Genomic DNA, 23,184 nt, shown 5'->3' with positions numbered 1-23,184 from the left:
AGTCACCTACTGTATTGCCAATACAACGATAGAAGTTATGGTTGTAATGAAAGACAATACCATACTGAACATACTGAATGTACGCTGAGCGTTGTCTCTCGCTTTGGCTGAAGAAGGTTCTACATATACGATGTCGTTTTGCTGCAAATAGTAGCTTGGAGAGTTAAAAATCTCTCTTGAACGAAGGTCATGGAACTGAATACGACGCTTGTTACCATACTCGCGAATTACGGCAACACGGTCTACACGTCCTTCATCTGTAATATCTCCGGCTTTGGCTATCGCTTCCAGCAGAGTGATTCGTTCTCCTTTGATGTCGTAAGTTCCCGGACTGCCCACTTCACCAAGCACCGTTATTTTGAAGTTCTGAAAGTTTACCGTCACAATGGGGTCTTTTATCAGATCTTCATTAATCAAACGTTGCTTAATCATTTCGGTCAACTGGTTGCGTGTCAATCCTTCTACTTTCAATTTACCGAGTACGGGAAAATCGATTTCGCCATTCACGTCTACTAAATATCCTTTGTTGGTATTGTCTGTACCCGGAGTGGCAGGCATTACCGCCGTTACGTTTCCGTCGAGCCCCACACTATAGTCACTGCTTCCGGGGATATTAAACGGCAAAGTAAGTTCGGGATTCTTACAGCTTACTGTAATACTCAAACGGTCATCACGATGAATAACGGCTTCGTATTTCTGATAAACCGGATATTCTTTCAGTTCTTCCATGTCTTGCAGATAAACTAAATTTTTTCTGCCAGCACACGAACCGAAGAAAAGAATTGCCAACAGGCAAAAGATTCGAATCATTTTGTTCATAAGTTCAATTAGCTAATTTTTTATTTGTTCTGTTCGATTATCGTTTAAATTACATTCATTCAGATTAATTACCCGGTCGCAACGTTCCATCAGGCGTGGGTCGTGGGTTATAAAGATTAAGGTTTTTTCTGCGCCTTCACGCAACAAGTTATCCATCAATCGGGCGGTAGTGGCTGTATCCAATGCTGAAGAAGCCTCATCAAACAGCCAAATATTTCCCGGACGAAGCAATGCGCGGGCTATCGCCAAACGCTGTGCCTGACCTTCCGAAAGCCCGTAACCGTGTTCGCCGATGCGGGTATCTATTCCCTGTGGCAAATCGAATACGTAGTCGGCACAAGCGATACGCAGTACATGTTCTAAATCAGATGTTTGCGCTGCGGGATTTCCCAACAACAAGTTCTCGCGAATTGTACCGCTAAGAAGGGTGTTTCCTTGCGGTACGTACATGAAGTTTATCCGCATGTCTTGGTTCACGTTATAGGTAGTATTTCCCGCAGTCGTAAGAGTCAGATTTCCAGAGTCGGGCGACAGCAGTGCCAACATCAGCCGGATCATTGTTGTTTTTCCAGTTCCGGTAGGCCCGGCTACGGCAGTAGAGGTTCCGGGACGGAATTCTGCCGAAAAATTTTTCAATATCGGCTGACCTTCTTCGTAAGAGAAAGTAACTTGGTTAAACGTCAGAGCTAACGGACTATCCAAATATTTCGGATTTTCATCGGGTTCTACATCTTCAAACAATGCCATCAGACGTTCTACCGAAGTCCATCCGCGCACCAACGCAGGCGGTATGGCTATCAGTCCCAAGAACGGGCCTTGCACCTGTCCTACCAACTGAAGGAAAGCGGTCATCGTACCGAATGTTATCTGATGGGTATGTAACTGGTAGATTCCCCACAAAAACGCACACAAGTAACCGCCGCCAAACACAAATCCCATCACTCCCTGCGAATAGGTGGAGAACTTGATTTGTTCCATCCCCAGATTAAACAGTTTTTCTTGGGTCTGATGGAGTTTCTGCTTACGGTAATCCGTGGCACCCAACGAACGGACCAATACACGCTGCGAAAGGTTTTCTTCCATTACCGAGCCCATCTCGCTACTCATTTCTTTTTGTGCCTTACTCAGCTCGCGCACTTTCCGGAAATAGATTTTCGACAAAAGTACCAGCGGCGTAGCTCCTAAAATGAACCAAGCCAGCCGAGGCTCAAGCGCCCACAAGAAAATAAACGAACCGATCAGCTGTGCCGTGGTAACGATTAAGTTAGGCAATATCCCCATGCCCATGCTCAACACTTCCGAAGCATCGCTGTTGATACGAGTCAACAAATCGCCCGTATGCCACTTTTGTCCGCTTTTCCACGAACACATCATTAAGGCATCCGACAGTGAGTTCTGCATCCGTATGCCGATGCGCATTCTGATTTTTCCGAAAATCCACGGCGAAATCAGCTTCACCGCCATACCGAAAAAGAAAAAGAAAACCACCAGTCCGGCAGCTATCCAAACGTTTCCTTCGCGTGCACCGGTTACGATATCAATAATCCATTTCGAGAGCCATACGTTGAACAACGACATGCCCACGCCAAAAATGCCCGAAAAAATGGAAAAGGTAATTAACCAATGATAGCCTGCTGTGACTTGCATCACCCAGCGCATGGCTTTCCGCCCCAAATGGTAAACGGAATGTATATTTTCTTTCGTTAATTTACGTAACAGCTTTTTTATCAACTCCCTCATTTCCCTTGAATCAATTCTTTCAGCCGGACACCCGACAATGATACCGGCCACCAAAAGGTTTCACCGGGAGCATACAGGAAAAACAGTTTTGCTTTGCGGCTGATTTGTTTTACCGTATACCATTTGTTCTTCCATTTTCCGTCGGGACGTGCCGCCTTTCGTTCATCGTAAAATCCGAAGTTGCCGCTTTCCCAAACTTCCTCCATCAATGTGTCAGGATTTTCGTCGGTAGGGAAAGGCAGATATTCTGCGGGAAGTCCGATGTATTTTACCAACAACGCATACAGCAGCTTCGACCAACGATATATGCCGAACTGGTGGCATCTTTTCTCCAATTCTTCTTTATCGAGAACCGATGCTTGCGCTTTCAGCAGAATCGCTGCATCGCAAAGTTGGCGTAACCCGATACCTTCATTTAACAGATGCTTCAATATGTGGGTAGAAACCAGCATCTGATGAGCCACAGGAGTCGGTACACATATCGGTATGCCGAAATACACCGGACGCTGCTCCGGTGCACCGGTTCCGAAAACCTGTTTCTCCCATTGCTGCAACTCTTTTTGGATGAACGGGTTATGCAGTTCTATCAATCGGGGATGTTGCTCTACATAAGTACCGTTTACAGTATACGATGAGTCGTCTGAGTTGCCCAACTCAACGCAAACTCCCGTCTGTTCGATACGCTTATTGGCTGCTTCCACCCCTTCTTTTCCGCAAAAATAAAGGTCTAAATCTCCACAAACCCGATGTAAAGGATTAGGATAATAACAACTGATAGCCAATCCTTTTATTAACTCAAACGGGATGGCGGGAGCTTGGTTAAACAGCATCTGTATACGGCAAAGCATCTGTTGCTGGTGGTGATTGATACGCTCCCACTTATCTATTTCCACCGCCCATTGGATAAGCAGCATCTTCGGGGGCTGACAACCGACAGGCAGGGTACAAATGCCATCGTATACAATTCCCTGCACCGTATGTTTACGGGAAAGCCGATACAGCAGCATCCATTCCGAAGATGTTGCCGGAAACAAGCCCTCATCCGGTGTTTGCTTATCGCCCCACAGTCCGCGCTTCAGCAAGAAAAAAAACAACTCCTGTATTCTGCTCATTCTGTCGCCAATCCCTTCCGGAGCCATTCGTTACACAATTCACGGATATCGTTTTCCGCCGTAGAACGGTCTACTTCATATTCTTCACACAATAAATTTACCAGCGTGTCTGTGGTAAACTCTTTTTCTTCGACCTGTTTCCACAGCCATGCTGCCGTTTCGTTGAGCGAAATAACCTGCGTCATGTCTGCTGCTTCGCTGTACGGATTGATAATCATATATTCTCCGCCTACCTGACGAAGTTTCAATAAATTATTTAGTTTCATATCTGTTTGATTCACGTATCAATAATTCTTTTTTAGCTTTGGCGATGTCGCACAAATAGTGCAGGTTGCCGCAGTGTGCTTTCTCGTTGGAAGCATTGGCGTAGCAAACGTCACACACCGGCCGCAGGGCACAGCCGGCACACTCGGTATGCAGGGGCAGGTTTTTCCGTTCGTCTGTTATCTTTTTCCAAGCCTCAGCTACCGACGTTTCCGCCAGTGATACCGCCGGAGCCGCCATATCCACACAGGGTGTCATTATGCCTTGCCAGTTTATCCAGCACGAACTTTTCCCGGCACGGCAGGTAAGCCCTTGTCCCTCGGAGGCAGTAGGAATGTCGTGCTTCAGAAAGTTTCCCATCTCACAAGCGTACGCAGGATAATCGTCGCCTTTTTTATATTTCAGATATTCTACATCGATCTTTGCCACGTCGTCGGCAGACATCCGTATGCGGGGAATCTCCAACTGCGAGGTACAGGTCTTGCTGCAAAACACCGACATGTAGCTGCTTGTCGATACAGGGATATCCAGCGTCCGGCCTATTTCCAACAGGCGGGAAAAGTCGTTGCGGTTCTTTTTCAACAGAGTCAGGTTCAATTTAACATCAATGCCATGAGCCTTCAGTAACCGCAAGCCGTTCATACAACGATCGAAACCATTTGAAACATGACATAACGACTCATAAGTTTCATTGCTGCCGCCGTAAAGCGTAACGTTGATTCGGCGGGGCTTTTGCCGCTGAAACAGTTGTGCCCACTCTTCGGTTATCAGTGTGGCATTGGTATTCAGGGTGAGGATGAAGCCCATTTCTTTCAGCCGGAGGTATAAATCGGCAAAGCCCGGATAAAGCAAGGGTTCGCCACCCGTCAGCAACAGAAACAGCGTACCCGCCTGCCGCAACTCTTCCGCTGTATGCAGCCATTCATCTGCACTGCGTAATCCGCCGGCCTGCTTCACTTCACTTTGTTCCATCCGCACGTAGCACATGTCGCATTTCAGGTTACAGAGCGGAGTCAGTTCGAAAGAACTTGAGATGGGAATCCATGCGGCATTGGCTTTGTCTACCAACCGCCTTTCTACCGGATTTATATCGGTTAATTGATCCATTTTATCTTTATTTGGGATACATCCGAATAATAAAGCGCCTCAACGGAATGACTCGTATCCAGATTTGGGCAAAAAAGAACCACCAGAAGTCTCCCGGACGAATCCATTTGCCTTTGCGCTTTACTTGGGTTACCAGTGCGAATATCTGGTTTCTTTTTATCGGCCCTTCGATTTCGGTTTGCGCGTCGCCTATCAGATAGTAATCGCCCTGTCGGATGCGGCAAATGCGGTGCATGACATACTGTCCGTCGGCCCGCTGGTAAAAAACCATATCGCCGCGCCGAAGTTCCCTGTCGGGTTTGCGGAAACAGATGCTATCCCGGTGATGAATCAGGAAGGGAGACATGCTGCTGCCTGCCACGATCAATGTGACTTCTTTACCCTCTTCCGTCAGCCCGCGAAGCATGTCGATATAGGTTCGCGTATCGATTGTCCTCATGCGTTACCACTGCTTTTCGGGATTGTTCGGCACAATCATCTGCATATAGAGCAGTTGGTTCAAAAACGCAGCCGCATCGGTGGCGGCTGTTTGTTCATCTACGTCATATTCATTTAAGATAAGCCGAACCAGCGACTGGAAATCGGGAGCTTCTTCGATGTGTTCCCAAATAAATGCTCCGACCTCGCTCAGCGTTATCATGCCGTTAAAGTCTTGCGTGGTTTCTCCTACGGGCACCAAAACGGTTTCGTCTGCAATATTCCGTACTATAAATTCTTTATTTTTTTTCATCTGTCAAAATCTTCAATGTATTCAGTTCACTTTTTGTGAAACGACATAAGTAATCCACCGTTCCGTAATGTTGCTTTTCAAGCATTGCCGAGGCATAACATACCTGACAGAGACTGCGCAACTTACATCCTTTGCAGTCGTCGTGTGGAAGCAACAAGCCACACATTCTCCCTATTTCGTTCCATGCCTGACGCACGGACAACTGTTCTAAACTGACAGCCGGATACTCCATCATCACACACGGGGTCATTACTCCCTGCCAAGTAATCCAAGCCGAACTGCTCCCTGCCCGGCAAGTCAGGCGGAACGGACGGTCATCGGGAACGACCTGTTCTAATTCTTCCAGCATTACCGGTATCGTATCGTAAAATCCGGCTCCTTTGGTATGACGCATGGCAAGTGCGTCGATTCGTCCGCCGTCTTCCGCTTCGAGGCGCGATTCGATTACGCCGATCTGTTTCCGGATGGAGCGGGAACAGGGAAACATATAACCGTTTACCACCGAAGGAATGCCGAAACGGTCTCCTATGGCTAATATCTCTTCAAAGTCATGCAGGTTTTCTTTTACGATGCTTACGTTCAGCTTTGTATCGATACCGCATTTTGTCAACAGCGTAAGTCCGTTCATGCAGCGGTCGAAGCCATCGGCACGATGACAGAGCGTTTCGTAAGTTTCCCGGCTGGCTCCGTAAAGGGTTACATTGACACGCCGCGGGCGGTTCTCTTGGAAAAGTTGAACAATTTCTTCGTCAATACACGTTCCGTTGGTGTTCAGCGTCAGGATAAATCCCATCTCGCGCAGCGAGCGGTACAGTTCCTTGAAATGCGGGTAGAGCAACGGCTCGCCTCCGGTAAGCAGGATAAACAGTGTCCCCATTTCTTTCAGTTCGGCTGCTATCCGGAGCCAGAAATCCAAGTCTTTCAATCCGCCGTGTGCCTTCATCTCGGCGTGCTTCATGCTGATGAAACACATGTCGCACTGCAAGTTACAACAGGGGGTAAGTTCGAAAGATGCAGTAATAGGTACACGTGCCATCGTAGCCTTCGCTACCAAACGTTTCTCTACTTTGGTTGCGTCGTCTAACAAATCCATTGCTTTTCCTTCAATTTATTATATAAGGTGACAACTGCCTCGCTGCTGATGTTGCAGGCATACGTGGCACATCCCGTCCGCCGCAAAAGGCTTTCAATGAAATTCATTGCATCGTCGGTGTACTGATTGTTCCAGTAATTCACCGTAATCTGTGCCAGCAGTTGTTTGAAGTTTCGCATCGGTTTTTCTTCGATGAACTGGTTAATCATGGACTGCTGCAACAGAATGATTGCCGCCACTTCGCGTCTTTCGTTTTGGCAGATACCGCTTGAGCCGCATACGGGCCAACCGTTGGCAAACAGCCGACCGTCGTCCATCGTAAGCAGGCATTTGTCTCCGTTCAGCACACAGGTACGGTCGGGATATTCGTTGCACCATAAGCCGGAGTGTGTGGATTTTCCGATGCCGCTCGGACCGCTGAACAAAATGGCTTTTCCGTCGAAGCTCATGTAAGCGCAATGCAGGATAAACGCCCCGCGCCGCTCCTCATGGCGTTCGAGTGCCAACAGGGAGATAAATATCGTATCAATTTTCAGATGATTAAGATATGCCCCATTGACATATATATTAATTTCTTTTTCACTGATTTCTTCGTAATACGCATAACAATCACGGCTGTCGGGCATATAAAGCAACCGTGCCTCCAAGCCGTCGGGCTTTCCGAACACCATGATGTCTTTTGCGCGGTAAATAACCGGAGATGAAACAACCGGAGGATTTTCGCCGATACGAATCGTATAGGTCAAATCGGCTTCTCCCTGAAAGTCGGAACGGAACAACAGCGTGTTGTCCGGTATCTGCTCGGCATCCACTCCGTTTAACTGAATGTTTAGTTTGCCGATGGTTAGTTTTAGCATTTGTGTATGAATGATTATATTTTTTTGATGCGGTCTATCATCCGCGACAAGCTGTCAGAGTGCTGACGGGCATTGTCTATGTCCCATTTTTCCCGAATAAACGGAAGCATGGCAGTATTGTATTCTTTTCCTTTACAGCCTTTTCCGGTTGCCGCCACTTGGCTGCGGATTTCTTCTTTTGCCGAATGAGGTGCTATACTGTGAGTCAGATAATAAGACGACTTCAGCGGGCAGGAAACTTCCATCAAGGGCTTCATACCACCCTGTTTTTGTAAACACGCCTGAGGTACATCGGTTACCGGAACTCCTATATAGTCGGCAAAGTTCACACGGTCTGCCATCAACCATGCTTCCGCCTCATCTACTGCTACATTTATCAGGAAGTTCGGATGTTGAACCAATCCGTTCAGCAGATTGCGTTTCGTACACGGGGCGCAATCGTCCGTATCCAAATCAGTCAGCAAGATAACCGGCTGACTGGCTGCCAATTTATTAAAGGATTCTATTTTGTTTTTTATTTCACTCCCGCGAGCCGGCAATTCCTGAATCACATAGAAATCCGGCTAACAGTATTTCAACAACCTGTAAATTATCTCACGTGTTACGGGGTCTTCGCCTGCGATATATACGTTTTTCATTCCGCTGCCAGATTTATTGTCCCCAACTCATCTATTCCGTCAGGCTTGGTACGCGGAATCAAGGCATCGGCCACGGAGAATCCTGCTCCTAACACGTTGCAAATATCTTCCTCATTTGAAATGTTCGTTACCTGCGTTCCCTCATCGGTTGCGGTCAGCAGCAACACTTCATTTTCATCGATTCCCGCGTCCGACAGGATATCGTAACTATGCGTGGTTATCAATACTTGTCTGTTTTTATAACGCTGCATACGGGCGATAAATTCGGGTATGTGTGCAACTATCCCCGGATGAAGATTTATTTCCGGCTCTTCAAGAAGCACTACGCCGTTGCCGTCGAGCAAAGCAAACAGAAAACCTATCAGGCGAAGGGTTCCGTCGGAGAACTGGGTTTCACGCTGCTTGCTTCCTTGCGCCCGCCAATGCAGGTAACGAGCCTCCAAATGAGGCATATTGTTTTCGTCTTTTGCGAACGATAGTTCACTCAACTGCGGAACTGCCAACCGTACTACCTCGTTTATTTTCTTTAAATATGAATTCCGTGTCGCCTCATTCAGCACCGACAACCGGGCAAGAAAACCACGTCCGTAATAATCGTCTTTGCCGCCTTGCCTGCCGTCCGACTCGCGAATCAGTTGCGGAATGATATTCAAATATTCTACTTGCAGGAAGAAGTCTTTCACTTCTCGGAATTTCTGATTGGCGTTGGCTTGTTCCAGATGCGTATATTTCAGTGTTTCTTCGTCTTCGCCTTCCGACTCTGCCGAACGGTTAAGAACATAGCCGCCTGCCTCGGCAGAATAGACCTGTTCGGTCACGATGCTTACCTGACTTTTGCGGATGCCGCCTCCTGTATGTCTGAACCCCAACACATACTTCCATTTAACCTCTCCGCTTACCGATTCTTTCAGCTCTACCCCGATTTCTACATCCGTCCGCTTACGTGCAGACAAACATCTGATTCGGGTTATCCCGCCCCGGTCGTCTACGGCGGTTTGCAGTCCTCCTCCTTGCTTCACCACATCGTGTAAAAAACGAATGGCATCGAGCAGGTTTGATTTCCCCGTAGCATTTGCACCTACGATAAAGCAACGGTCGGCAAGGTGAGCTTCACAGTGCTGAAAGTTCTTCCAGTTATATAGTGTTATAGTCGAAATAAGCATATATCATTCCTTTTCTACAAAGAAAGGAAATATTCTTCAGATTCAAATATTCGCCAATAAAAGAACTTATATCAGTAACATTGATACAGCTGAGTTAAATTTTAAAGCGCCTATAAACATCTGCATTTGCCTTGTAGGGGCGTATCGCATACGCCCTGAATGCGCGAGTTTATCCACGTGGCTGTTTTCGGACGTATGCCATACGCCCCTACATTGACAAATAACAGGTATTCAAAACTTTACTTCATCTTCTTCCGCCCCGAAAAATTCTATTCGATAAACGGATAAGTCTTCCGAATAGAAATAGGGAAGCTATCGGGATGAAATTTTATTTCTAACCGTAGCATTTTCAGGGGTATGCAGGCGGAGCAAAAATTACACAGTATCAAGTATTTAACATAAATAACTATACTTTGCCAAATAGCTTGTAGGGGCGTATGGCATACGCCCTGAATACGCGGATTATATACGTTGATGCTTTCGGGCGTATGCGATACGCCCCTACATTGGCTAATGGTAGATATTCATTTTATATTAGGATTTTCCTGTCTCCCACTCATGCTCATTGAGCTTTGTTGTGCAATGAACATTATCATTATTAGGACCTCTCCAAATACGAACACGAATATTTTCATTCCACGGGGTATTCACATTATCCATATACCCCCATAAAAATTCATCATCTGAATCAGCTTCATGTGTTTCTCCACAAGGTCCATATAAGCCTTTCCGCTCACTGGCTAAAACTTGTCCGCTATCTGTCCATACTTTATAACGATAATTTCTATCACCCCAAAGTTTTGTACCTGCATTACACTCAAAAAGATAAGTAACACCGCTATCTCCACATGCGGCAATGTATGTTTGCGGAACAAACGTTTCACTTTCCAAACTTGGTTTCACATACGCTTTCTTTTCCATATTCTTGCTTTTTATTCATCAGCACGTTAATGGAATAAGAAGGTTTACGTTTGTGTTTCTCTTGTTGAATTTTGATAATTCGGCTTCGCTTACTCGAAGTGAAGCCGAATGTTTTTTGCTTTTATGATTTTTCTGTTTTCCAAGAATTAATATCCAATTGAGTTGTACAATGAGTATTATTACCCCAAGGTCCTCTCCATACAGTTACAGGAATTGCATCGCTATCACTTTGTCTTGGTTTTTTGAAATAACAGTCTGTAATAAAATCATCCATCACACTTGCCCTATGTGTTTCATAACAAGCATGATATGAGTCAGTGCCTCTACTTATTCGTGTATCAGCAGGAACATAATTTCCTTGCCACCAATGTCCTGAAGAGCTAGTTTGCAATCCCGGAATCCCATTATCATCATGCCAAACACCACCATATGCTCCTCCGCCTCCATCGCATGTAAACAAATATACTTTGTTTTCATCTCCGCACGCAGCTACATAGGTATTGGGAACAAATGCTTCACTTTCCAAACTTGGTTTCACATACGCTCTTTTCTTTTCCATATCCTAAATAATTTTCGTACGCTCGCTTTATGAGTGCCTTAGGCTCTTATCCGCGTTGACGGTCTGAAATAATTATTTAGAAAGGATGTACTTTTTGATTGGCTTTAAAGTCCGGATAGAACTTTTCTCACAAAGTTCTTCTTTTCCTTCATGTTACAACTATTTGTGATTAGCTAATCATGCCGATGTACATCTCTAAAAGTTATATCAGCTTGATAATTCGTTAAGTTCTATCCGAACTTTGCAAGGCTTCATTCGGACAGAACTTACGTTTTATCAAAATTCTCGTCAATAAAGACTCAAACGTAAAGTTCTTATAAAATTAACGTACTAAATGGTTAATAATTTTAAGTTGATTTCTCGTTTTTATCTTTACTGACTTATGTGAAACTCTATTTTTGTTTGCTTGGAAAAGTTAAGATTTAGCTATGGTTCTTTTCATGTTCCCATTCTGCATCTTCTACTTTCGTAAAGTGGTGATTAGAATGTCCCCAACCGCTACTTCCTTGAGTCCAATGATATACAGAATAGTATCTGCCGCTCCATCTTTCTTGCCACATTGCATTAGCAACAGGTTCTTGTTCTACTCCCGTATGCCAAATTCCACATCCTTTGCCACTCGCAATCTCTTCATCTCCCTCCTCTTTCCAACTACCACGTTGATATCCCGGTATGCCATTAGTTTCGTAATATCCAATACCGGCAGGAACATTACATTTTACTCTCCATGTAGAAAGGATTTCACAAGCAGCAATGTAAGTATTTGGGAGAAACATTTCACTTTCCATGCTCGGCTTTACATACGCTTTTTTCATGTTCTATATCTTCTTTTGAAAGTTTGTCTAAACCCCGAAAAAGAGTTATAATCGCATCTATCGGATAGAGTGGAGCAAAGTTCGCGAAGAACTTATACTCGCATTCTATCAAGATAGAGTTGATTATTAGAACATTATACTTTACAGTATTTTATTCGTATATAAAGTTTCCAAGAACGTATAGAGTCTCTTTGTCAGTAAAGAAAGCCCAAGTTCTTCGCGAACTTAGACGATTAAACATTAATAAATTCGATTTCTCTGTTTTTGTTATTTCTGTTTAATCTTCCTTTGGTTCGGAACATGAAAAGTGAATTTTGATAATATTTATCAAGAAACGTAATGAGGATCTGTACTAAACTTCGTAGAGAAATGTTCTTTTTTATAAACAAAACCGGGAGTACCTTTATCTTTTTGAGAATCTTTCACTACATAAGTTCCAAAGAATAATCCACCTTTCCATTCCACTTGATCTCCATTAAAAGCTAAAGCATTAAATTCAGGCATTTCTTCCGAACGATAGTGTTCACCACAAGCATCATTTGGATAAATATAATCATCACCCCTATCTATCATTCCATTGCCGTTATAATCATGGAATATATAGCCACTGTGGTTGCACCATGCGTCATAAGTAGCTCCTGTACATACCGCAATATATTCACTCGCTACAAATGCTTCACTTTCCATTGTAGGTTTTACATACGCTTTTTTCATTGTTTTTATCTCCATTATCTTAATCTAAATCCCGTAAGAATTTAGTTCAGGATTGCGTCTTGATTCGTTCGCAAACAGTTCCGGGGGAACTTTGTTCGCGAATGCGTCTTACAGCTTAAATGGAGAGGGTAACAGATTTACTTTCTGTTACTTATCAGCAATAAATAATCGCTTAATAAAACCTGATTATCAAAACTTTTCTTGTTCCGAAAGCTCCGTGTGAACTTAAAAGTTCCCCCGGAACTTAGAAGGATTAAACATTAATAATTTATCATTTTTTTATTATTTCCACGATTTTATCCACATCATCGTCGGTTACCAACGGGCCTGACGGAAGGCAAAGACCTTGCTGGAATCGTGATTCCGATACCCCGTTTACGTAGGCGGGAGCATTGCGGAACACGGGTTGCAGGTGCATGGGCTTCCATAGCGGACGGCTTTCGATGCCCGCCTCAGCGAGACGCGCCGAAAGGTCTTGATACGTAAAGCCTGCCTGTTCCGGTTCTACCAAGATGGTACTCAACCAATAATTAGGACATAAATCTACCGTAGACCGTGGTTGCATCACCGTTATGCCCGGTGTGTTTTTTAACTTTTCCACGTAAAGACCGTGTATCGCACGCCGACGGGCGATGTGTTCGTCGAGTACAAACATCTGTCCGCGTCCGATGCCAGCCGATATATTACTCAGTCGGTAATTGTAACCGATTTTCTCGTGCTGGTAGTAGGGGAAGGCTTCGCGAGCCTGTGTAGCGTAAAACTTTACGCGGGCTGCCGATGCTTCGTCGGGGCAAATCAAGGCACCGCCACCGCTGGTGGTTATCATCTTGTTGCCGTTAAACGAAAGTGCGCCATACTGCCCGAACGTGCCGCAATAGCGTCCGCCGTATTCCGAGCCGATTGCCTCGGCAGCATCTTCTACCACGGGGATTCCGTAGCGGTTGGCAACGTCCATCACTTCGTTCATGCGGGCGGGCGTACCGTACAGATGAACGGGGATAATGGCTTTCGGCAACTTCCCTGTTTTGCGCAAACGATCCTCAATCGCTGTTTCCAGCAACTGAGGGTCTATATTCCACGTATCCGGTTCGCTGTCGACGAAAACAGGCGTGGCGCCCTGATAACAGACCGGGTTGGCAGAAGCCGCAAAGGTAAAGCTCTGACAGATCACTTCATCGCCGGGCCCTACGCCCAACATGACCAACGCCAGATGAATGGCAGCTGTTCCCGAACTCAAAGCCACGACATGAACCTCACGCCCTGCTTTCTTTCCAATCCATGCTTCAAGGTCGCGCTCAAATCCATCCACGTTCGGCCCCAACGGAACTACCCAGTTGGAGTCGAACGCTTCGCGGATAAACTCTTCCTCTTTGCCGCTCATGTGAGCCAATGACAAAAGGATACGCTTCATGATTAAGAATACTATTTATTACTTGTTACGCGGTTCGGTGATGAATACTACAACACGGTTCCATTCGTTCTTCTTCTGGTACGGCTGGATGGTATCACCCTTATAGTCTACACGGATACGAGACGGATCAACGTTGAATTCATCAACCATCATGTTATAAACAGCTTCGGCACGACGTTTAGACAAACGCAAGTTGTATGCCGGGTAAGCAGTCTGAACATCGGCATAACCGGTGATAATCAAGTTCACATCCGGATGGTCTTCCAGATATTTAGCAGCTGCCTTCACGTTGTCTTTCTGCAAGTCGGTGATGTTATACTTATCGATGATGAACGATACAGTCATGTTAAGCACTTCGTTTTCTACCACCTTTTCTTCTACCTTCGTTACAGGAGGAGGCGGAACGAGCTGTGCACGCTGGTCGTTAATCTGACGGTTCAACTCATCAATCTTAGCTTGGTCAGTCATCGTTACGTAACGGAAACGACGGTCGCCGTACTGATCTTTGAAGTGCCAAGTCATACCGGCTACGATATACATATAACCATCGTACTTACGGTCATAACGCACACCGTTATAAGCATCGTCGGTAGCGTTATAAGTAGCTTCGAGGTTCAGGTCGATAGCGTTGTTCAGCTTGTAGTTCAACATCAAACCGGCGTGGATAGCCAAGTAAGTACCGCCGTCGGTATCTATTTCATAACCCGTGTTAGTCCAGTCAGCCGAGTTATCAGAAAAGCCGAAAGCAGAGTTGAAACCAATACCGAGCACACCGATTACATTAAAGCGTGAATCTTCACGGTAACGGCTGAAGATGTTATTGAAGTTAAACAAACCATCGAAGAATACCGAAGTCATACCATGTTTGTAAACAGGGTCAAGGTTAGGATATGCAGCTTCCATTTCAGTATTCACCATGTGGTGCTGCTGGAGGATAGCCCAACGCAAACGCGCGCCGACAGCCGGTGAGAACCATTTACCTACTGAAAGTCCGAAACTCGGTCCAAACATCTTACCCTTGTTAAAACGAGTATTTTCGCCAAATGAGAAGTTCGTACCGGCATATACACCGAAGAACCAGTTATCTTTTGCCTTATAAGGCTTTAATACAGTAACAGAGTCTGCCTTAATCGATGCTATGTCTACTTTCTTCTCCGCCTGAGCAAATGAAGGCAAAGCAAGCGCAGCAGCCAAACCCAATATAATTAGTTTTTTCATCTTATTAGCTTATAAAATTATTTGACAATATAAACAACTACGCAGTTCTTTGACGGGTCAAGCGAATCAACCAGTTTTCTGTCTTGCTCGATGAAGATATGTCCTGCCGGGATGTTGTATTCGTTCATCAAAGCATCGCGAACGGCATTAGCACGTCCGTTAAACAGATCGGTATCCGTAATGTTAGATGCCGGAGTAATGTACAAATCACCGTTTTCAATCTTCTTGATAGCTTCGGCTGCCGTATAAACGTTGACTTCCTGCAAGCGGTTAATCTTGGTTGAATTTGCGTCGAACGAAATCAAGACAGTTGTCTGATTACTCTTCACTACTTTTTCTACCACGTTTACAGCCGGTGCTTTCTTCATTGCTTCAACCTCTCTGCGCAGACGGTTGATTTCGTCGTTCAAGATAGCGTATTTTTCCTCGTTACGGCGTGCGTATGTAAACTGACGTGTTCCGTCATGATTCTTGAAACGGTAAACAAGACCGGCCAAGAAGTTGAGGTGCATGTCCCATTTATTATCATACACTTGTCCGTCATACGAGTCGTCTAACATGTTGATAGAGGCTTCGAGGTTGAACGCCAACGCCTTGTTCAAACGGAAAGAAGCCAGCAAACCGGTACGGAAACCTAACAGGTTATTCTTTTCCGTCGTGATATTCGTTCCTTTCACATCAAAACTTTCAACGTGTTCAACGCCGATACCGGCCAAAGCCATCAACTGGAACTTACGGTTTTCCTTGTAACCGCCAAACAAGTTGTGCAAGTTAAACAAAGCATCACCATATCCGTTAATGATATTCCAGTGGTAGTAGTTGTCTCCTACATACTGCGGATTAGTATGTCCGGCGCCTCTGCCCCACATACCCATCAAACGGAAACCACCCCACGGCGATATCCACTTACCTACAGACAAGCCGGCAGCAGGTTGAAACATCTTTCCGGCTTTAGCACTTCCCCCGTTGTCTACCAAGTTATAAAACGTTCCCACGTTTACCGTAATGAACCAGTTGTCCCAGAATTTGGTCGGGTTCAATACAGGCTTGTTATCCACTAAGGAATCTTCCCATAACACGAGGTTTGGGTTTTCATCCACCGGGACTCCTTCTGTTACCTCTTGAGCTGCCCCTCCTACGAAACAAAGAAAAGGCATCATCAATGCGAGATAAACTCTCTTTTTCATTTTCATGATAAATACAGTTTAAAATTAAACATATATGGATTAAATCGTATCTAATTTTTCGTAAACCGAGTGCTGGCTGACGTAGTCGGGCGCTATCGTTTTCATCATACGCACGGTTTCCTCCTTGTTGTCGGTACAAGCTATTTCAATGAGCTTACCGATGCGCTCTTTCATCTTGTCGTAATCTACCTCAATACTCTTTGCCCGGAATATTTTCGAATTGTCGGTAGATGTCGTATCCTCTTTTTTATACAGCAGTTCTTCGTATAATTTTTCTCCCGGACGCAATCCGGTATATTCTATTTTAATATCCTCATCGGGATGTAAGCCCGAAAGCCGAATCATCTGGCGAGCAAGGTCGGCTATCTTCACCGGCTTACCCATGTCGAAAATAAAAATGTCGTTTCCTGTACCCAAGAAAGCAGCTTCGAGCACCAATCTACATGCTTCGGGAATGGTCATGAAATAGCGGATTATGTCGGGATGGGTTACCGTAACCGGACCGCCCTCCAATATCTGTTGGCGGAACAATGGAATTACACTGCCGTTACTGCCCAGCACATTTCCGAAACGAGTGGTAATAAAGCAAGTTTTACCTTTAAGCCCGCCCGATTTGATTTTATTTCCCAAACTCTGCACATACATCTCCGCAATGTGTTTGGTAGCCCCCATTACACTACTGGGATGAACCGCCTTGTCGGTAGAAATCATAATAAACTTCTCCACTCCGCAATCAACAGCAACATCTGCCACATTCTGCGTGCCTAAAACATTAGCCCTCACCGCTTCACAAGGATATTCCTCCATCAAAGGCACGTGCTTGTAAGCAGCGGCATGGAAAATAATATCGGGACGATACTGTTTCACCTGCGACTCTACCCGCTGCTTGTTTCTGACATCACCGATAACAGAAAGAATCCGATTATTCGGGAACTTCTTCCGTAACTCCATATCAATCTGATAAGTAGCCGTCTCCGAAAAATCGAACAGAACCAACTGTTTGGGATTGAATTTACACAGTTGCCGGCAAAGCTCGCTACCGATACTTCCGGCAGCTCCCGTAACCATAATCGTACGGGTAGACAACTCTTTGCGGATATTGCTTAAATTGATTTTTATTTCATCACGTCCTAATAAATCTTCAATTTGCACCTCGCGCAACTGAATACGCTTCGACAACCCGTCTTCGCCTTCCATCAGCGGAGCGATGCGCAGGGTAATCTGTTTCTCGATGCTGTACGACAGCAAGTCTTCGTCGGCATGAAGGTCGGCATTGTTCGTAAACAGGATATACTTTATATGGTTCGTTTCGAGCAAATGACTCAACTCTTCCTGTTTCCGGATGTAATAAACCGAACACCCCAAGATGCGCGAACCTTTCATCTGCTTGTCCCGCGTAATAAACCCGATGACATGGTAAGCATTTTCTTTATCGTTCCGCAAGTAATTAGCCAGACTGATAGCCGCCTCCGAAGTGCCATAAACCAATGTGTTAGGAGCCGTATTGCCTATTTTCCGTAACAGATTATAATAAAAGCTGACAATCAACGTACGGCTGAACATCAGCAAAAAGACCGAACAAATAAAATCAGCTATAACCTGCGAATAAATAAACAGCCCCACATATTCTTGCGTGCCATAAGCCACACATAACCAAAAGCCCGCCTTCAGCAGCATCGCGTAAACGATCCGCATCAGTTCGGCAAGCGTGGCATGGCGTATAATACCCCTATACGTCTGACACATCCACGTAAGCAAGAAACTGACCACTATCGCCAACAACAATAACTGCAACGATTGGCGGGTAGCGATTTCAAGTTCCAGCAAATAGTGGAAAAACAAAAAACAAAAATAAGTAGAGAATACGGATAGCAGGCTATCCACAATCCAAATTACATAACGGCTGAGAAAGCCGATATGTGTAGTCTTCAAACCCAACATGCCAGATTATTCTATGAATTTATACGTTATTCAGATATGACTTCTATCAAATCGGGAGAGATGGTCGCCAATGCAACGGCAATCACGCCCTGAATGGCGATAACCACACGCTTGTCTCGCGCACCTTTCACCTTCAGAAAGATTCCTTCCTGTCCTTCGAAATCACCACCGCGAACCCGCACTTTTGTACCTTTCGACAAATTAAGTTCTTCAGGTTTGAAAAACATCAGCTGTTCGTCATACGTACCCGTAACAGCAATAAACCGACGCATTTGTTCTTCCGGCACGATAATTTTGTTTCCTTCGCGAAAATCCATCATATATTGGAGGTATGGAATTGTTTTTTTTACGCTCTGAATTTCAGACGGATACGCATAAACAAAAATTAAATTGTGAATTACCGGAACAATTTCGCGTTTTTTGTGTTTTCCTTTTATACGGAGCTCGTAACGCATGGGAACAAAGGCTTGGATGGACTGTTCTTCCAAAAGTTTTTTGGCATCCAACTCCCTTCGGTAAGTGGCACGCATGGCGTACCACACTTTTCCCTCCAGTTTGCTCATAGAAAAAGTAGATACAGATTTAAGAAAAGGGCATACCTCTGGGGCTTTGAAATATAAGTATGTCCCTATATTTCAATCAATTACGATTAATTTATCTTTAATAGACATTTGTTGAGAGAATTATTTTAATATGCTTATTTCTCCTTACCGTATAAGATATCTATTAAACAACTACGGTGCAAATATAATAATTATTTATAAACTAAATGATAAAATCTATATTTTTTTGAGAGGGGATATACAGAAGTTTACGAAAATACAAATAAAAGTATAACAAAAACACATATATACAAAGCAAAATGATAGGAAATAAGCTAAAATTCAATCAAAACACAATATAGTCGAACATACGGCAATACAAAGTCTACCATCAGGATTCGTGCCTTGAAACTAAAATATTAAAGCAAAATTTGAGGGGAAAATACCTGTTTCCAACCTTCATCGGCGAAAAACGGCAACAAGATTTTCCTGTAAACTTATTTCATACTTGCCGAATGTTTGCCTCATGCCCCGAACAGACAGGCTATTGTTTCATTTAAAACTTATTGGGTTTGTTTTTCCGTTTTTATCAAAAGAATTTCAGGTTTGTACGAAACAATATTTATAACCCACCCTGCCGGGTCGTATAACTCAGCTTGGTGGGTTATATAACTCACCGTGGCGGGTTATACGACCCGGCAAGGTGGGTCATAAAACATAAGCCCGAAAAAAACGAATAGAAAGCCGACAAAGCGGTTTTGTCATCCTGCGCTTTCACTGTCTTTCGGCGCACCAACCTCCCCGCCCTGATTTCCGCCCACATACATTAATATAATTAAACAGGCATCCGCCGGCTTTTAAACATTCTTTTCATCTCCCGCCATCTGTTTTCCCACTGGTTTTCTTATCTTTGAAACAGCTTTTTAAAATCAATACTACTTATGGAAACATTTCTTTTTTGGATAGTACCTACTTCTTCTATCTTGGCACTGCTGCTTGCATGGTACTTCTACAAACAAATGATGCGGGAGAGCGAAGGAACCCCTATCATGGCTAAAATCGCTTCGCACGTAAGACGGGGAGCCATGTCGTACTTGAAACAACAGTACAAGGTGGTTACGATGGTTTTCATCGGACTGGTCATTCTATTTTCTATCATGGCTTACGGATTTAACTTACAGAATCACTGGGTACCGATTGCTTTTCTTACGGGTGGATTTTTCTCCGGACTATCGGGCTATTTAGGCATGAAAACGGCTACGTATGCTTCGGCACGCACGGCTCATGCCGCTCAGAAATCGCTGAACAAGGGATTGCGCGTGGCGTTCCGCAGCGGGGCGGTGATGGGATTAGTAGTGGTAGGACTGGGGCTGTTCGACATTTCGTTCTGGTATTTGTTACTGGAATGGTGTATTCCTGCCGATGCCATGAATCCTACCGCCAAACTTTGCATGATTACCACTACCATGCTGACTTTCGGTATGGGTGCCTCGACACAGGCTTTGTTTGCCCGCGTGGGCGGAGGAATTTATACGAAGGCTGCCGACGTGGGCGCCGACCTTGTGGGCAAGGTAGAGGCCGGAATACCGGAAGACGACCCGCGCAATCCGGCTACGATAGCCGATAACGTGGGAGACAATGTAGGCGACGTTGCCGGCATGGGTGCCGACCTGTATGAATCGTACTGCGGGTCGATACTGGCTACCGCCGCACTTGGTGCCGCTGCCTTTATCGGTACGGGCGATACGGAAATGCAGTTCAAGGCTGTAATTGCGCCGATGCTGATTGCCGCCGTGGGTATCTTGCTTTCCATCATCGGTATCTTTGCCGTACGTACGCGCGAGGATGCCGGCATGAAAGAGTTGCTGAAATCGCTGTCGGTAGGTACGAACTTGAGTTCGGCACTGATTGTTGCCGCCACGTTCGTCATCCTGTGGCTGCTGGATATCAATAATTGGGTAAACCTCTCACTGTCTGTGATTATCGGGCTGGCAGTGGGTGTCATCATCGGACGCTCTACCGAATATTATACATCGCAATCATACAAACCTACCCAAAAGCTGTCGGAGAGTGGAAAAACCGGTCCTGCCACGGTGATTATTTCCGGTATCGGATTGGGAATGATTTCGACCACCATCCCGGTTATCGCTGTCGTAGCAGGTATCATTCTTTCTTACTGGCTGGCTTCGGGCTTCGACTTTTCGAACGTGGCGATGGGGCTTTACGGTATCGGAATTGCTTCGGTAGGGATGCTCTCTACGCTGGGCATCACGCTTGCTACCGATGCTTACGGACCGATAGCCGACAACGCGGGGGGTAATGCCGAGATGAGCGGACTGGGTGAGGAGGTGCGCAAGCGTACCGATGCGCTCGACTCGTTAGGAAATACCACAGCGGCTACAGGAAAAGGGTTTGCCATCGGTTCGGCTGCCCTGACGGGACTGGCACTTTTGGCTTCGTATATCGAAGAAATCCGCATCGGGCTGGAGCGTCTGGGCACTACCGTGCTCGAATTGCCGAACAACCTCAGCATTGCCATCCACGAAGCAAGTTTTACCGACTTCATGCTGTATTACGATGTCACGCTGATGAATCCCAAAGTATTGTCGGGCATGTTCATAGGCAGCATGATGGCGTTTCTGTTCTGCGGACTGACCATGAACGCGGTAGGCCGTGCGGCTGCCCGCATGGTGGAGGAAGTGCGTCGCCAGTTCCGCGAGATAAAAGGCATCTTGGAAGGAAAAGCCGAACCCGACTATGCCCGCTGCGTACAGATTTCAACGAAGGGGGCACAGCATGAGATGGTATTCCCGTCGTTACTCGCCATCATCGCTCCGGTGGCTACGGGACTGGTATTCGGTGTTCCGGGAGTCATCGGGCTGCTTATCGGCGGACTGTCGTCGGGCTTCGTGCTGGCTATCTTCATGGCAAACGCCGGAGGTGCATGGGACAATGCGAAGAAATACGTAGAAGAAGGAAACTTCGGAGGAAAAGGCAGCGAGGTTCACCGCGCCACGGTAGTGGGCGACACGGTAGGCGACCCGTTTAAGGATACGTCCGGACCGAGTTTGAACATTCTTATCAAACTGATGAGTATGGTAGCCATCGTAATGGCGGGGCTTACCGTTTCATGGAGTTTATTCTGATAAGGCTAAACACAAATTAACGCGGATTTTCGCAGATTGTTATGCTTATTAAAAGAAACAATCCGCGAAAATCCGCGTTAATCTGCGTTTAAAAGGAGTATCACTTATGCGTATGCACCACCTCGGTAGGAGCTAACTCGGCATTGCGCTTTTCGGTTTGCGCCACCACGTTACGTGCCAAGTCGATAAACGCGCTGCCCGTTACCGAGTTTTCGTCGAGCGCAGCGGGAGTACCCTTGTCGCCGTTCTCGCAAATGCTTTGCACGATAGGAATCTGACCTAAAAGCGGAACATTCAGTTCTTCTGCCAAGCGTTTCGTTCCTTCCTTCCCGAACAGATAGTATTTATTTTCCGGCAGTTCGGCAGGAGTAAACCACGCCATGTTTTCCACCAAGCCGAGGATGGGAACATTTACTTTATCGTTGGTATACATGTTTATTCCCTTACGTGCATCCGCCAACGCCACTTCCTGCGGGGTGCTGACGATTACCGCTCCCGTAATGGCGAGCGTCTGGAGCAGCGTGAGGTGGATGTCACTCGTTCCCGGAGGAGTATCGAGGATGAAGTAATCCAAATCGCCCCAGTTAGCGTCGCCCACCAACTGTTTCAGCGCATTGCTTGCCATGCCTCCGCGCCACAGCGTAGCTTGGTCGGGGTCGACAAAGAAACCGATGGACAGCAACTTGATTCCGTATTTCTCGATGGGGATAATCAAATCGCGTCCGTCGATGGTTTCGGCATACGGACGCGCATCTTCCACCTGAAACATTTTCGGAACAGAAGGACCGAAAATATCGGCATCCAGCAGTCCCACCTTATAACCCAATTTCGACAAGGCAACGGCGAGGTTTGCCGCCACGGTAGACTTGCCCACACCACCTTTTCCGGACGATACGGCAATGACGTTTTTCACCTGCGGAAGCATCTTTCCCGGTTCGGGACGCGCCGCCTGCTTACTCTCGGTAGCAATCGTCACTTCCACGTCTTTCGATACGTAAGCATGGATTGCCGCCTCAGCCGACTTAACAACCGATTTCATGAAAGGGTCGGTAGGCTTTTCGAAGATAATCGAGAAACTTACTTTCATCCCGTCGATGCGGAGATTATCGGCAACCATTTCCGCCTCAACGATATTCTTTCCGTTTCCCGGATAACGCACGGTTGCCAGTGCGTCAAGAATCAATTTCGGATAAAGAGTCATATCTAA

22 protein-coding genes are annotated in these 23,184 nt (G+C 45.8%); 1 reads left to right on the top strand and 21 read right to left on the bottom strand.

All coding sequences use genetic code 11. From position 1 onward, the window contains the following. Nucleotides 1-6: 6 nt before the first annotated feature. The 20 genes from M3085_RS00935 to M3085_RS00840 all read right to left on the bottom strand — a co-directional run bounded on the left by M3085_RS00935 (nt 7) and on the right by M3085_RS00840 (nt 18,852). Complete coding sequence (locus M3085_RS00935) at nt 7-819, bottom strand: polysaccharide biosynthesis/export family protein (protein WP_191710667.1); 813 nt, start codon at nt 817-819, stop codon at nt 7-9. Nucleotides 820-831: 12 nt separating this feature from the next. Continuing rightward, nucleotides 832-2,559 carry an ABC transporter ATP-binding protein gene (locus M3085_RS00930; RefSeq protein WP_249052079.1) on the bottom strand — a complete coding sequence of 576 codons (1,728 nt, stop codon included), beginning with the start codon at nt 2,557-2,559 and terminating at the stop codon, nt 832-834. Next, nucleotides 2,556-3,671, bottom strand: a complete 1,116-nt coding sequence (locus tag M3085_RS00925) for a nucleotidyltransferase family protein (RefSeq protein ID WP_191710665.1) — start codon at nt 3,669-3,671, stop codon at nt 2,556-2,558. Before M3085_RS00925 ends, M3085_RS00930 begins: the two co-directional genes overlap by 4 nt. Continuing rightward, the gene (locus tag M3085_RS00920) at nt 3,668-3,937 is read right to left on the bottom strand and encodes a PqqD family protein (RefSeq protein WP_191710664.1); all 270 of its coding nucleotides are present in this window, start codon (nt 3,935-3,937) and stop codon (nt 3,668-3,670) included. Before M3085_RS00920 ends, M3085_RS00925 begins: the two co-directional genes overlap by 4 nt. Beyond that, the gene (locus tag M3085_RS00915; protein ID WP_204501149.1) at nt 3,924-5,042 is read right to left on the bottom strand and encodes a radical SAM protein; all 1,119 of its coding nucleotides are present in this window, start codon (nt 5,040-5,042) and stop codon (nt 3,924-3,926) included. Before M3085_RS00915 ends, M3085_RS00920 begins: the two co-directional genes overlap by 14 nt. Before the next feature lie 7 nt (nt 5,043-5,049). After that, the gene (locus M3085_RS00910) at nt 5,050-5,481 is read right to left on the bottom strand and encodes a S24/S26 family peptidase (RefSeq protein WP_191710662.1); all 432 of its coding nucleotides are present in this window, start codon (nt 5,479-5,481) and stop codon (nt 5,050-5,052) included. Between the two features lie 3 nt (nt 5,482-5,484). Further along, entirely contained in the window at nt 5,485-5,772 is a 288-nt protein-coding gene (locus tag M3085_RS00905) for a PqqD family protein (RefSeq protein WP_191710661.1), read from the bottom strand. Next, nucleotides 5,759-6,865, bottom strand: coding sequence for a radical SAM protein (locus M3085_RS00900; protein WP_249052078.1), 1,107 nt, complete (start codon nt 6,863-6,865; stop codon nt 5,759-5,761). The genes M3085_RS00905 and M3085_RS00900 overlap by 14 nt, the downstream gene beginning before the upstream one ends. Next, on the bottom strand, nt 6,853-7,722 hold the full coding sequence (locus tag M3085_RS00895; RefSeq protein ID WP_249052077.1) for a hypothetical protein: 870 nt from the start codon (nt 7,720-7,722) through the stop codon (nt 6,853-6,855). The genes M3085_RS00900 and M3085_RS00895 overlap by 13 nt, the downstream gene beginning before the upstream one ends. Nucleotides 7,723-7,736: 14 nt before the next feature. After that, nucleotides 7,737-8,273, bottom strand: coding sequence for a DUF4276 family protein (locus M3085_RS00890; protein WP_249052076.1), 537 nt, complete (start codon nt 8,271-8,273; stop codon nt 7,737-7,739). 83 nt (nt 8,274-8,356) lie between these two features. Beyond that, complete coding sequence (locus tag M3085_RS00885) at nt 8,357-9,523, bottom strand: AAA family ATPase (RefSeq protein ID WP_191710657.1); 1,167 nt, start codon at nt 9,521-9,523, stop codon at nt 8,357-8,359. Nucleotides 9,524-10,057: 534 nt separating this feature from the next. Continuing rightward, nucleotides 10,058-10,444, bottom strand: coding sequence for a hypothetical protein (locus M3085_RS00880; protein WP_249052075.1), 387 nt, complete (start codon nt 10,442-10,444; stop codon nt 10,058-10,060). A gap of 121 nt (nt 10,445-10,565) precedes the next feature. Beyond that, nucleotides 10,566-11,003 carry a hypothetical protein gene (locus tag M3085_RS00875; protein WP_249052074.1) on the bottom strand — a complete coding sequence of 146 codons (438 nt, stop codon included), beginning with the start codon at nt 11,001-11,003 and terminating at the stop codon, nt 10,566-10,568. 422 nt (nt 11,004-11,425) lie between these two features. Next, on the bottom strand, nt 11,426-11,818 hold the full coding sequence (locus M3085_RS00870) for a hypothetical protein (protein WP_249052073.1): 393 nt from the start codon (nt 11,816-11,818) through the stop codon (nt 11,426-11,428). A gap of 327 nt (nt 11,819-12,145) precedes the next feature. Then, nucleotides 12,146-12,532, bottom strand: a complete 387-nt coding sequence (locus tag M3085_RS00865) for a hypothetical protein (RefSeq protein ID WP_249052072.1) — start codon at nt 12,530-12,532, stop codon at nt 12,146-12,148. Between the two features lie 271 nt (nt 12,533-12,803). Continuing rightward, a complete protein-coding gene (locus M3085_RS00860; protein WP_249052156.1) occupies nt 12,804-13,946 on the bottom strand; it encodes a DegT/DnrJ/EryC1/StrS family aminotransferase in 1,143 nt (380 codons plus the stop codon). Nucleotides 13,947-13,961: 15 nt separating this feature from the next. Beyond that, nucleotides 13,962-15,161: an OmpA family protein gene (locus M3085_RS00855; RefSeq protein WP_249052071.1), complete on the bottom strand. Its 1,200-nt coding sequence runs from the start codon at nt 15,159-15,161 to the stop codon at nt 13,962-13,964. A gap of 17 nt (nt 15,162-15,178) precedes the next feature. After that, entirely contained in the window at nt 15,179-16,348 is a 1,170-nt protein-coding gene (locus tag M3085_RS00850; protein WP_249052070.1) for an outer membrane protein, read from the bottom strand. Nucleotides 16,349-16,387: 39 nt separating this feature from the next. Then, nucleotides 16,388-18,289 carry a polysaccharide biosynthesis protein gene (locus M3085_RS00845; protein WP_204499703.1) on the bottom strand — a complete coding sequence of 634 codons (1,902 nt, stop codon included), beginning with the start codon at nt 18,287-18,289 and terminating at the stop codon, nt 16,388-16,390. Between the two features lie 26 nt (nt 18,290-18,315). Further along, nucleotides 18,316-18,852 (bottom strand): UpxY family transcription antiterminator, encoded by a 537-nt coding sequence (locus tag M3085_RS00840; RefSeq protein WP_191710650.1) that lies wholly within the window; start codon nt 18,850-18,852, stop codon nt 18,316-18,318. Nucleotides 18,853-19,772: 920 nt separating this feature from the next. Here M3085_RS00840 and M3085_RS00835 point away from each other — a divergent pair. Then, nucleotides 19,773-21,977, top strand: a complete 2,205-nt coding sequence (locus M3085_RS00835) for a sodium-translocating pyrophosphatase (RefSeq protein WP_249052069.1) — start codon at nt 19,773-19,775, stop codon at nt 21,975-21,977. Between the two features lie 100 nt (nt 21,978-22,077). Here M3085_RS00835 and M3085_RS00830 read toward each other — a convergent pair whose 3' ends face one another. Next, nucleotides 22,078-23,178 carry an Mrp/NBP35 family ATP-binding protein gene (locus M3085_RS00830; protein ID WP_249052068.1) on the bottom strand — a complete coding sequence of 367 codons (1,101 nt, stop codon included), beginning with the start codon at nt 23,176-23,178 and terminating at the stop codon, nt 22,078-22,080. Between the last annotated feature and the right edge of the window lie 6 nt (nt 23,179-23,184).

The sequence above is a fragment of the Bacteroides caecicola genome, assembly GCF_023337095.1.
In the GTDB taxonomy this organism is placed as follows: domain Bacteria; phylum Bacteroidota; class Bacteroidia; order Bacteroidales; family Bacteroidaceae; genus Phocaeicola; species Phocaeicola gallinarum.
The sequence above is the reverse complement of the archived record's forward strand: the minus strand, read 5'-3'. Positions and strand labels throughout refer to the sequence as shown.